This is a genomic window from Lactiplantibacillus mudanjiangensis (assembly GCF_005405385.1).
GTDB lineage: Bacteria > Bacillota > Bacilli > Lactobacillales > Lactobacillaceae > Lactiplantibacillus > Lactiplantibacillus mudanjiangensis.
Genome location: NZ_BJDY01000007.1, coordinates 233,649 through 245,358, shown reverse-complemented (window position 1 = coordinate 245,358; position 11,710 = coordinate 233,649). Strand labels below are relative to the sequence as shown.

Sequence of the window (11,710 nt, the reverse complement as noted above, 5' to 3'; positions counted from 1 at the left end):
AATTCGGGGGGATTATTGTGATTAATTCGAAACAGCATTTTAAGATGTATAAAAAAGGTAAACTTTGGCTCGTGGCGGGGATTACCACGTCAGTATTAGTACTTGGCACGTGGCAGACCACGATGGCACAAGCTGATACGGCCAGTGAGTCGACTGAGACTGGGACGACAGCGGTAACGGCATCAACAACGGCCTCTAAATCGGTCGCCTTACCAGCAAGCACAGCAACGGCGCAATTGACCACTTCTGCGGCAACACAACCCGCGACTTCAGCTGACCAAAAAACAACGAGTGAGGCTAGCCAAGCCACTTCAGCGACAAGCTCAGCAACGCCTAAATCAACGACTTCAGCCGGGTCAACAGCGCCGGCTTCGAATAGTAGTAGTGAACCGGCAGCTTCAGCTGGAACCTCAAGTACGACCTCTAATGAAAACGCTGCAACTCCGGCGACATCTACCGAATCGGCGTCATCAGTTGCGCAGCCAGTTAGTGCAGCAACCCCAGCTAAGTCGGTTGCCAAGCCACAGCGGGCTACGCGAACGATGGCCACTCCTGTAGCGGCGGTGGCAGCAGTAGACAATGAAACCATTGATCAATGGATGCCAAATAAAACGTTGCAACAGGCTGTTCTGTATAATTTGAATGCAAGTGATGCAGGAAAGACGTGGGCCAGTGTTGCAGATATTAAACAAAGTGACCTATTGTACTTAACACAATTTTCATTACAAAATTCTCGAGTATCCAGCTATATCGATGGCAAAAGTTCGTTTTCATTAGCGGGGCTACAATATGCAACCAATCTAACAAGTTTGGATCTTCTCAATAATTTAAATGCTAGTGAGGCAATGCGTGGTGATATTGTGGATATTACGCCATTGGCTGCCTTAACAAAGCTAACTTATTTGCAGTTAGTTAGTCAGCGAGTTTCTGATATTACACCAATTGCCAATTTAAAAAACTTAGTTGATTTAAATTTAAACAATGATTGTATCGCGGATTTTTCATCGTTAGATGCGGCCCAGTATACAGCGGGATTCGGTTTTACGGGTCAATTTATTGATAATACGGCGGTCTACATTCCAACGACTGGTAAATATACCATGACCAATCCGGTGAAAGCACCAAAGGGTATGACCTTTATGTTGACCGATTCAGCTAGCCGAGCAATTCCGATTTTTCCAACTGGTTTTCCTAATGCGGCGGTTCGATTATTTTACAATGGTGGAACCAATACGCTTAATGGCGATCAAATTGACTATCAAATGATGCGGAGTCAAATCACGCCAGGGCCAACAACAAGTCCTTACCCAGGTTACGGAGTGGTTCAAAGCCCATATACGTACTACATGATTTCTATTTTTAATGATGCGGCTGGTAACGAGGTTGCGGATATGTTTACACCGTATATTGTTGCGAACGATGCCGAAGACGTTACGGTTAATTATGTTGATGAGCAGGGCAAGATTTTGGCTGATACTGAAACGCTATCTGGGTTAGTTGGCGAAAGCTATGCGGCCCAAGCCAAAGCGATTACTGGCTATCAGTTGAAGACCGTCCCGACTAACATGACGGGGATGTTCTCAGATACGGCACAAACCGTGAACTTTGTTTATCAGATGGCCTATTCAACGGTAACGGTTCACTATCAAAATGCGAGTGGTAAAACGCTCAAGGCCGATACGACCGAAACCGGGCAAATCGGAACGGACTTTAATATTCAAGCGCCAACGTTATTAGGATACACATACCAATCAACACAAGGTAATGCCAGCGGGACTTACGGCGATACGCCAACCGAAGTGACGTTCATTTACAATGAAGCCTATTCAACAATAACGGTTCACTACCAAAATGCGAGCGGTAAAATGCTCAAGGCTGATACGATTGAAACGGGACAAATCGGAACAGATTTTGCGATTCAAGCACCAACTTTATTAGGTTATACGTATCAATCAACACAAGGCAATGCCAGTGGAACTTACGGTGACACGCCAACCAAAGTGACGTTCATTTATGATGAAGCTTACTCAACGGTGACGGTTCATTATCAAGATATGAGTGGCAAGACACTTAAAGCTGATACGATTGAAACGGGGCAAATCGGGACAGACTTTGCGATTCAAGCACCAACCTTATTAGGTTATACGTATCAATCAACGCAAGGTAACGCCAGCGGGACTTACAGTGATACGCCAACCGAAGTCACATTCATTTATAATGAAGCCCAATCAACGGTAACGGTTCATTATCAAGATACAACTGGTAAGACATTACAGGCTGATGATGTTTTAACGGGACAAATTGGGACAGATTATGCGGTTCAAACACCAACGATTAAAGGTTACACGTATCAAGATGCCCAAGGTGACGTGACGGGGACTTATGGTGAACAACCAACTGAAGTAACATTAGTTTATGCGACGGCACAAAATACGGTGACGGTGCATTACCAAGATACGGATGGCAAGACGTTACAAGCGGACACGATTTTAACGGGACAAGTGGGTTCAACTTATACAGTCGCCACGCCAACGATTGGCGGATACACGTACCAAAGTGCGCAAGGTGATATCACCGGGGTATATGATGAACACCCAGCCGAAGTCACGTTGATTTATGCGATTGCGGAACAAACGAATACCGTGACAGTTCGATATCAAGATGCCACTGGTAAAACATTGCAAGCTGATACTGTTTTAACTGGCAAAATCGGGACTAGTTATGCGGTGACGGCACCGACTATCACTGGATACACGTATCAAACGGTTCAAGGACAGCCTTCAGGGATGTATGGTAGTCAGCCAGTAATCTTAACCTTCATTTATCAAGTGGATCCGGTGACACCACCAGTAACACCGGATCACACTGTCACGGTAACCGCACGTTATGTCACGGCGACCGGTCAACAATTAGCGCCAAATCAGCAATTTACCGGCAAAACGGGTGAAAGCTACGCGACTACGGCTGCAACGATTGATGGTTACCGATTAGTGTCGCAACCGGACAATGCCAATGGTACGTTTGGTTTGACCGATTTAACGATAACTTATATCTACGAACCAATTGAAAATCCTGGTACGGGTGATACTGTTAATCCAGGCCCGGGTACCGATGTTGATCAACCAGAACAGCCAACGTTATCTGAACCAACAGCGGCTAAGATTAAGGGCGTCACGGCACAACCAACTAAGCAAATGGCTGCTGCGAAAATCACGCCAACAGATAAAGTGGTATTGACTAAACCGACAGCCCACGCAGCAACAGTCCAAATTAAGACCGCAAATAAACAAGCAACGAGTTTACCACAAACGTCCGACCAAACCGTCTCACCGTTATGGGGGTTGACCTTGTTAGGGAGTTTACTTGGTTTGACCGGTTGGCGTAAGCGTGAACATTAAATTAACAGAAGCGTCGTCGTTAATGACGGCGTTTTTATTTTACTTCTTTACATATTACATATGTGGCATATAATATGTATTAAAGAGTGAAAGAGGGTTAAATCGTGAATTATTGGTTATTAACAGTAACATTTTTAAGTGTCAATTTGGATTTTTTCTTTATGTTGATCTTTTTGTTGAAAAAGTATCGGGTCAGTCAGGTCATGATCGGCTATCTAATTGGTAACTTGATTTTATTGACGGCAAGTTTCTTCATTGGTAAAGCCTTGGCTTTATTTTTGCCAGAATGGATTTTAGGGGTATTAGGGATTCTACCTATTTATCTGGCTTTTCACGATGACGATGATGACGATGGGGATAAAACGAGTCACTCACCGATGTTAAGTGTGTTAATGACGTACCTCTCTGTTTGTGCGGGATGTAATCTCTCAATTTTCTTACCAGTCTTAGTTGGTGAAACTATGGTACACTTCTTAATGACCTTAGTTTTCATCGGTGTCTTGACGATTCTCGTGGTATTAGTGATCAAGTTGATTGCGGACGTCCCAGCTGTGTCACGGGTCATGACGGCTCACGGTGAAAAACTAATGAAGGTTTGTTATGTCCTAATTGGGTTGTATGTCTTCTGGGATAGTGGCCTAATTAGTCATTTAATTGCCTTATTTTAACTAAACGGAGGGGTTTAACGTGGAAGTGAACGATGCGATTTTAGCAGAAGCGGTGAAAATTTATAAAGTGTTGAGTAATGTTAATCGGATCAAGATCTTATACTTTTTAGAGAATCACGAAGCCGATGTTTCAAGTATCGTCGCGCACGTAAATTTACCTCAACCCATGGTTTCCCACCAACTGGCTATTTTATATGAGTATCAATTAGTCACTCGTAGTAAACAGGGTAAGCATGTTTATTACTGCTTGGATGATCCGCATATTCTAGAAATGGTGAATGCCATGTTAGGCCATGTTGCCCATGAAATTAAACACGAACCACATCATGATTAAACTGTATACGAAAAAAGACGCTTAGAATTTCAAAATTCTAAGCGTCTTTTGGTAATTAGCGATGTTTGCGTGCGAGTTGCCGAACGGGTTTGGCTAGCCAGATGAGGCCACCGAGTAAGATTAAACTAACGGCCACCATGATCGCGCCAAAGACCGGTGTCCAAGCCAAACCAAATTGTGTGGTGACTTGACCACCAATACCAGAACCTAAAGCAATCCCGACATTAAAAGCCGCGATGTTCAAGGCTGAAGCCATCGTAATATCATTGGGGGTCTGATCCTCAGCTAATTGAACGATATAGAGCTGTAAACCAGGCACATTCATAAAGGCGAAGATCCCCATCACGAGAATCGTGAGTAGGCCTAACCAATGGCTGTGAGCGGTGACACCAAGGACGAGTAATGTTACAAATAATCCAACGAACATTTTAAACAGAGCGGTTAATGGCTTAGCATTGGCTAAGCGGCCACCCATGGTATTCCCAAAAGCAACCATCAACCCATAAACAACCAAGATGATGACGACGGCATTGGCGGACCAGCCCATCGATTGTTCCAATAGTGGTGACAAGTAAGTGTAAGCCACAAAAGTCCCACCATAACCTAAAGCCGTAACGAGTAAAGCCAGCAAAAGTTGCGGATTGGTCAAAATTCGTAAGATTCCAGCGGCCGTAGCTTTAGCTGGTAATGGTAAATGGCGTGGAATTAACCAATAGTCAGCCAATAAGCCGATCACGCCAATGCCACTAATGAAGATAAATGACCAGCGCCAGCCACCCAGTTGACCGATCATGGTACCCAGTGGCACACCGGTGACGGTAGCGACGGTTAGACCGGTAAACATGACTGCGATGGCTGAGGCCCGTTTTTCAGGGGCGACAACATCTGCGGCAATGACAGAAGCAACGGTCATAAAGATCCCATGTGCTAATGCCGCGATAACGCGTCCAACGAGCAAGACTTGAAAGGTTGGGGCGATAGCGGCAAGCAGATTACCGGCAATAAATAGGCCCATAATCAGGAGCATTAACCGATGACGATTGAGTTGTCCTGTTAATAACGTCATCACCGGCGCGCCGACCATGATACCTAGGGCGTAGACTGAAACGGTTAACCCCGCTTGAGCTAAGTCAATGTGGAAACTGTTAACGAGCATCGGCATTAAGCCGACACTAATGAATTCGGTAGAGCCGATGGCAAAGGCACTGATGGCCAACGCGAGGAGCGTCCAGCTGGCTGAAATTTGTTTTTGCATATGTTCCTCCTAAAGGTTGCTAAGTTGATAAATATTGATTATACTAGCGAGGAACTTTTAAACAAGTACATACTTAAAAGTGCCATACGTACTAAAAAGTAACCATGGATTAGGAGGAAAACAGATGCCAACCAAAACGTATCATATTGGTGTTGAAGCCACGATGGAAATTATCGGTGGCAAATGGAAGTCGATTATTTTATGTCACTTACGTCATCAAACTATGCGTAATAGTGATTTAAAGCGTGCGATTCCCCAAATCACGCAAAAAATGTTGACGCAACAATTACGGGAACTAGAAGCGGCGCAAATTGTGCAACGGCATGTCTATCAACAAGTCCCACCACGAGTTGATTATCAACTCACCGAGTATGGGCAAAGCTTATCAGGTATTTTACATGAACTTTGCACGTGGGGTGAAGACAATATTGATCGCCGTCGTGCCGATGGTGAAACGATTGAATTGCTTAATCGCGATGATATTTAAGTAAAAAGAGATAAAAAAATCCCAGCGTAGTTAACGACCATCTGTCGTCCAACCACGCTGGGTATTTTATATGGGTGTCATTAAAAATGTGAAAGGCTAATAGGTCTAGTACCAGTGATGACTTTGCCAGAAACGTTTAGCACCAGTCCAGTTACCATAACGACCAGCAACATACTTGTTAGCCATCTTTTCTTGGTTAACAGCAGAGTAGTTACCGTGAAGGTATGACCGTAATAATTGGTAACGACCGTAACAATTCCCATTACGAGCCGTGTAGCTGTAACTTGATTCGCGGTAAGCGATCCAGTTTTTAGCAGCTTTTTGTTTTTTTGATAAGCCAGCATTGATGGCTTTGATTTGTTTCTTTTGGCTAGCGGTGAGTGAAGCGGCTTGGGCTGTAACCGTGGTTGAAGGTACTAAGTCAGCAGCGACATTGGTCACTAAACCAAAGGCACAACTGAAGATTAATAATAAGGCTGCAAATTTCACTTTAAGATTTTTCATATTTTTAATTATTCCCCGTTCGTTTATCGAATACTAATAGCATACCGGACTAGTGTTACAGTTGTGTTAATAGGCAATTACTATGCCGTTAAATACCCGTCACAGTTGGGAAAACTAGGGTATATTGGGTAATTTTACGTTTTTTTAACTTTTGAGATTGGGAATAACAGCGGTTAGACAAGGTTTTAAGGATTAAATAAACCAACCTATTTTTTGTGCAATAAAGTGGTCAAAAAGTGAAAGTTAGCATTAATTGAAACAATTCTGTAATATTTGATTAACTTTTGTCATCTTCAAGTAGGCTAGCAATGATCGATTGACGTTTTTTAGTGTTAGGATACTTAATTTAGGTCAAGCTGGATTAGGCTCAAAAGCTTGGCTTAATCGATATGCTATGATTCTTAGCCTGTTAAAATTGGAGATGCTTTGTAAGCTGATATCAGGTGGTGGGGCAGATGAAGTTTGCTGAAAATTTAAAAGTACTGCGACAACAACGACAATTGACACAGGCTCAAGTGGCCGAACAATTGCAGGTGTCGCGGAAAACGATTTCCAGTTGGGAGACTGAACGAAGTTATCCTGATTTAGGGATGCTGATTGAAATTAGTAATCAATATGAGTTATCACTGGATCAATTATTGAAAGGGGATCTGACAATGATTAAAACATATGATCAACAAGCTAAGGTGAGCCGGCGCAATGATCAAATCGTGACGGTGAGTTACTATCTCAATGTGGTGTGCTTATTCATCACTTATTTGGTGAAATTTGCGCATTGGCAACGTTATTTCCAGGGAAATGTTGATATGGTTCTGAATTTGATTTTCGTTGTTAACTTGGGCATTTTAGTGACGTTATATCATGGCTATGACCATTGGGCGGCAACTAATACGCAGGCGGTTCGACTTTTAGTGGCTTTGACCATGTTAACGATATTAAACGTGGCATTAAATCTGCCGTTGGATTTGACTGGAGCGGTAACGGGCGCATATGCGGCTGGTGAGATGGCTGGTTATGCGACAGGGGTCATGTTTCATGTCGGCATGCTGATTATTAGTGGTTTGATGATCTTATTTGCTAAACCGCGAAGTTTAAAATAAGGTCAAGAAGCGTTTGGAAAAATTTCCAGACGCTTTTAGTTTGCTTAAAGGTGGTTAAGCAATACGTAAGTAATTATTACAAATTAACGACAACGCCCGCAAAAGATGATATTCGTGGTATAAATAGTGTCTTAGGTAAACGCCGTCACTCATGGTTTGTTTGAGAGGAACGATAGAGATTGAAAACTATTCGTCAATGGCTAAGTGTCATTGCCCTAGCGTTAATCGTTGTTTGGGCGTTGCAAAATCGCGCCACCTTAAAACCGCAACTTGCGTCCATTGTTAGCGAAGGCCAGGCTAAATTAGGTGCTGCTTTGTCCGGTAAGTTGGGGAGTCAGTTGGTGACGACTGATGATGACACGTCATCTTCAGCGGCATCATCACAGACAAGTCGTCATGCTAAAACGACCCACACAACTGGTTCAACCAAAGCGCAAAGTGCACGTTCAGCATCCAAGATAACCACTACGGGAACGCCGATTGAGTCGATTGTGCAAAACACGACACTATCCAGAACGTACTACTATCACTTTGATACCAAGTTATCCGCAGCCGGTCGTCAAGTTTTTAAGGATGCGGTGGCGACTTATAACCAAACCGGCATTGTGAAGCTCATTGCGGGTAAGGCCACGAATCAACAAAATTCGATTACCTTTTCGGTTTATCATAAAAAGATGCAACATTGGTCAACTAGCATCGAGTTAGGCCATGGTGGACCAAAGATTATTGAACGGATTAGTTGGTATGATCGGCAATACCATAATCAAGCCACGGCCAGTTTAAACGGCAGTTATTCGCAGTCATATAGTGATGCGGTGGCTGTTCATGAACTGGGACACGCGCTTGGGTTAGACCATAGTACCGATAAAACATCGGTGATGTATCCGGTGAGTCAAGGTCAGACGCAGTTGTCGAGTGCTGACTTGACGAGTTTAAAAGCGATTTATCAAAAATCTTAACCATTCACTAGAACCTATTTTTCAAGATAGGTTCTTTTTTTACATTCTCAGAAATAAGAACGGTATAATAAGAATAGTAATAGCGCAAAATGAATTAATAGCTAACGATTAATTCTTGTGCTGATTAATAGGCTATTGGGTCACCAAGTTGTGGACCATAACTATATATGAAAGGTTCGATTGGTAATGGAGATGGACAAGCAAGATAAATCAGTGTTACGGCATGATCACTATCCAGCGAATGCGGCGGAATATGAGGCTGAATTGACGGAAACCGAAACAGAGTATGAGGCGAAACTCGAGGCAACTGAGGAAGCCTACACTGAAAAGCTTGAGGCTGTGGAGGAATCTGCAAAGAAACAAGCCCAACGTTATATTTTGTGGGGATCGCTCAGTGTTATCGTCAATATTTCAATGTTTTATGTCTTTTATCGGATGTTGGGGATTGAATATCAGATTGCTAACTTCATGGCATGGGTCTTAAGTGTGCAATGTGCCTTTTGGGTGGATCGCATGATTGTCTTTAAGCACCAGTCATCACATCCGTTTCGTGAAATGGGGACCTTCTATGGGACACGCGTGGTCACTTACATTTTAGAAAGTGCCATTTTATGGATCGGCATCTCGTTACTAGGTATTCCGGGAACGTTCACCAAGATTATTGGTCATGGGCTAGCCGTGGTGGGGAACTTCTTCCTATCTAAATTAGTTGTCTTTCGAAAGAAATAGTAACAGATTGAGTTAGTCATTTGAGCTTGGGATAAAACCCAAGCTCTTTTTGATTATTGAGCCGGCCTTTCCAATTAATCGTTGATGCTTTAGAATAACCAGTATAGTTAGGTCGCTAGTGAATTGGGATTGGGGAAAAGACAGCATGGTATTTTTTTTAACGCAGCAATTATTCTTATTTGTCTTAATAAAACTCGTTTTACGTGATCACAGCCGCAAGATTTATAACGGCCTGTTTTTAATCCTTATTCTGGGTCTGAGTTTTGGCTTGTATACGTCACTGAAACTCTGGTTGTCGATCATATTGGTGATTCTGTACCTACTCTACGTTTATTGGCATCGACGTGTTTTGAGTCAGTCGATTATTATTACCATGGAAACGCATATTTTATCGTTAATTAGTGCTCAACTGGCGATTGGTTTGAGTCATCAGCCCGATTGGAAACTAACAATTTTTATCGGTTTACAGATTATCGTCATTAGTTTAGTCATGTTCATTTTGATGCACACTAAACTGAGTTTGACGTTTAAGACCTATCGACTCAATCGTTATTTGGCAGCGTTGCTGGCGACGATCTATTTGGCAATTATTCTAGTTTCAGATTGGCAGTACCAACCGGAGACGTGGTTTATCAATCTGGTCATTTTGTTCGTGTTGGCCGGTTTGTTAACGATTCTGTATATGGAGTATCTAAAAACCGTCAAAACGCGGTATCAAATTGAGAAACAAAGTCAACAAATGCAGGCGGATGCGCGGTATTTGTCGGAAGTGGAAACGCACTATAATGAATTGCGACAATTTCGTCATGATTATCAAAATATGCTAATTTCAATTGAGGATTATTTAACTTCAGATGATTTACCCGGATTGAAAACGTATTATGAAACGAATATTAAACCAGTTTCACAACAACTAATGACGGACAAATATCATCTAGAAGATTTGAGTCGGGTCCAAGTTAAAGCGATTAAGAGTATCCTGTTTAGTAAACTCAGTTATGCGCAGGCCCATCATATTGAGACGCATTTTGAACTAAAAACACCATTTTCAGCATTGGCGGTTAACGATTTAGATGTCGTTGTGGCATTGGGGATTATTTTAGATAATGCGATTGACGCGTTGATGGGGCATCCGGATGGCAAACTAATGAGTGGCATTTTTGTGGATCAGCAAAACGTGGTCTTCATGGTGCAAAATGACACTTATGACAAGCTGCCGCCAATCTGGCAACTGCAGCAAAGGGGCTTTTCAACTAAAGGACCTGATCGTGGACTTGGCTTAGCACACTTAAATCAAATTGTTGAACGTAATGATCAGATGATTTTGGAAACGAGACAATTAGGCACGTTGTTTTTACAGCAGTTAACCGTAAAGCGAGCGAAGAATAATGATTAATGTTTATATTTGTGAAGATGATCCAAAACAATTAACTCAACTCAAACACCTAGTGACGACAGCGATTGTCGCACATCAATTAGATATGCAACTGGGGCTAGCTTGCCAAAAACCAGCCGAACTTCGACAAGAGTTACAGGCCCATCGACCCCAGCAAGCGTTGTATTTTTTAGATATTTCACTTAAAGCAGAGGTCAATGGGATTGAACTAGCAACTGAGTTACGCGCTCAAGATCCGCAAAGCAAGATTGTGTTTATTACGACACATTCAGAATTAGCTTTGTTAGTCTTTAAGTATCAAATTGAAGCCCTTGATTTCATTATTAAGGATGCTCCGGAAGCCTTAGCGCCACGGATAGAACGAGTCTTACAAGTGGCCCAAGATCGGTTTGCGGCCACGGCTACGGACGTGAATGATTATATTGAGATCAAAGTCGGTCCCAATTTGCGCACGATTAAGGTTGATAAAATTCTGTTTTTTGAAAGTTCGGCTAATGCGCATAAACTTATTTTGCATCTGGATGACGGTCAGGTCGAATTCTATGGGCTGTTAAAAGAAGTGCCGGCATTAAATACGGCCTTTTATAAGTGTCATAAATCATATGTCGTTAATCTTAATAAGATTACGGGATTGAATAAAGCCTTACGCACATTGACGCTAACCGATGGTGAAACGATTCTGTGTTCGTTAACAGCTAGTCGTTATTTAGTTAAAAAAGGATTCGGTCATTAAATAGGGGCGTCGAAACTTTGCCGACATTGATTTGAGTTGGCACCCCCGCCAGCCAGTGATTCTACCGGCTGTGGGGACCGGTTTCAGCCAAGGATCGGGCTTCCACCTCGCTTTTAAGCCTAGCCAAAACCGCTAGTCTTAAAAGTC

The 11,710-nt window shown here is 42.7% G+C and carries 11 protein-coding genes; 9 read left to right on the top strand and 2 right to left on the bottom strand.

All coding sequences use genetic code 11. The annotated features are described in order from the left end of the window. Positions 1-17: 17 nt before the first annotated feature. The 3 genes from FFM84_RS14495 to FFM84_RS14485 all read left to right on the top strand — a co-directional run bounded on the left by FFM84_RS14495 (position 18) and on the right by FFM84_RS14485 (position 4,400). Positions 18-3,398, top strand: a complete 3,381-nt coding sequence (locus FFM84_RS14495; RefSeq protein WP_130846161.1) for a MucBP domain-containing protein — start codon at positions 18-20, stop codon at positions 3,396-3,398. 104 nt (positions 3,399-3,502) lie between these two features. Further along, positions 3,503-4,066, top strand: a complete 564-nt coding sequence (locus FFM84_RS14490; protein ID WP_130846160.1) for a cadmium resistance transporter — start codon at positions 3,503-3,505, stop codon at positions 4,064-4,066. A gap of 19 nt (positions 4,067-4,085) precedes the next feature. After that, positions 4,086-4,400, top strand: coding sequence for an ArsR/SmtB family transcription factor (locus tag FFM84_RS14485; protein WP_130846159.1), 315 nt, complete (start codon positions 4,086-4,088; stop codon positions 4,398-4,400). 55 nt (positions 4,401-4,455) lie between these two features. On the opposite strand, the gene FFM84_RS14480 is transcribed toward FFM84_RS14485, so the two are convergent. Then, positions 4,456-5,655, bottom strand: coding sequence for an MFS transporter (locus tag FFM84_RS14480; RefSeq protein WP_130846158.1), 1,200 nt, complete (start codon positions 5,653-5,655; stop codon positions 4,456-4,458). A gap of 124 nt (positions 5,656-5,779) precedes the next feature. On the opposite strand from FFM84_RS14480, the gene FFM84_RS14475 reads away from it, so the two are divergent. Further along, the gene (locus FFM84_RS14475) at positions 5,780-6,142 is read left to right on the top strand and encodes a winged helix-turn-helix transcriptional regulator (protein WP_130846157.1); all 363 of its coding nucleotides are present in this window, start codon (positions 5,780-5,782) and stop codon (positions 6,140-6,142) included. 105 nt (positions 6,143-6,247) lie between these two features. Here FFM84_RS14475 and FFM84_RS14470 read toward each other — a convergent pair whose 3' ends face one another. Continuing rightward, positions 6,248-6,646 carry an aggregation-promoting factor C-terminal-like domain-containing protein gene (locus FFM84_RS14470; protein ID WP_130846156.1) on the bottom strand — a complete coding sequence of 133 codons (399 nt, stop codon included), beginning with the start codon at positions 6,644-6,646 and terminating at the stop codon, positions 6,248-6,250. A 455-nt stretch (positions 6,647-7,101) separates the two neighbouring features. Between FFM84_RS14470 and FFM84_RS14465 the strand changes: the two genes are divergently transcribed. The 5 genes from FFM84_RS14465 to FFM84_RS14445 all read left to right on the top strand — a co-directional run bounded on the left by FFM84_RS14465 (position 7,102) and on the right by FFM84_RS14445 (position 11,563). Beyond that, the gene (locus tag FFM84_RS14465) at positions 7,102-7,746 is read left to right on the top strand and encodes a helix-turn-helix domain-containing protein (RefSeq protein WP_130846155.1); all 645 of its coding nucleotides are present in this window, start codon (positions 7,102-7,104) and stop codon (positions 7,744-7,746) included. A 179-nt stretch (positions 7,747-7,925) separates the two neighbouring features. Continuing rightward, positions 7,926-8,705, top strand: coding sequence for a matrixin family metalloprotease (locus FFM84_RS14460; protein WP_130846154.1), 780 nt, complete (start codon positions 7,926-7,928; stop codon positions 8,703-8,705). A gap of 186 nt (positions 8,706-8,891) precedes the next feature. Continuing rightward, positions 8,892-9,434, top strand: coding sequence for a GtrA family protein (locus FFM84_RS14455; RefSeq protein WP_130846153.1), 543 nt, complete (start codon positions 8,892-8,894; stop codon positions 9,432-9,434). Between the two features lie 145 nt (positions 9,435-9,579). Next, positions 9,580-10,830 carry a sensor histidine kinase gene (locus tag FFM84_RS14450; protein ID WP_130846152.1) on the top strand — a complete coding sequence of 417 codons (1,251 nt, stop codon included), beginning with the start codon at positions 9,580-9,582 and terminating at the stop codon, positions 10,828-10,830. After that, complete coding sequence (locus FFM84_RS14445; protein WP_130846151.1) at positions 10,823-11,563, top strand: LytR/AlgR family response regulator transcription factor; 741 nt, start codon at positions 10,823-10,825, stop codon at positions 11,561-11,563. Before FFM84_RS14450 ends, FFM84_RS14445 begins: the two co-directional genes overlap by 8 nt. The last annotated feature ends 147 nt before the right edge of the window (positions 11,564-11,710 follow it).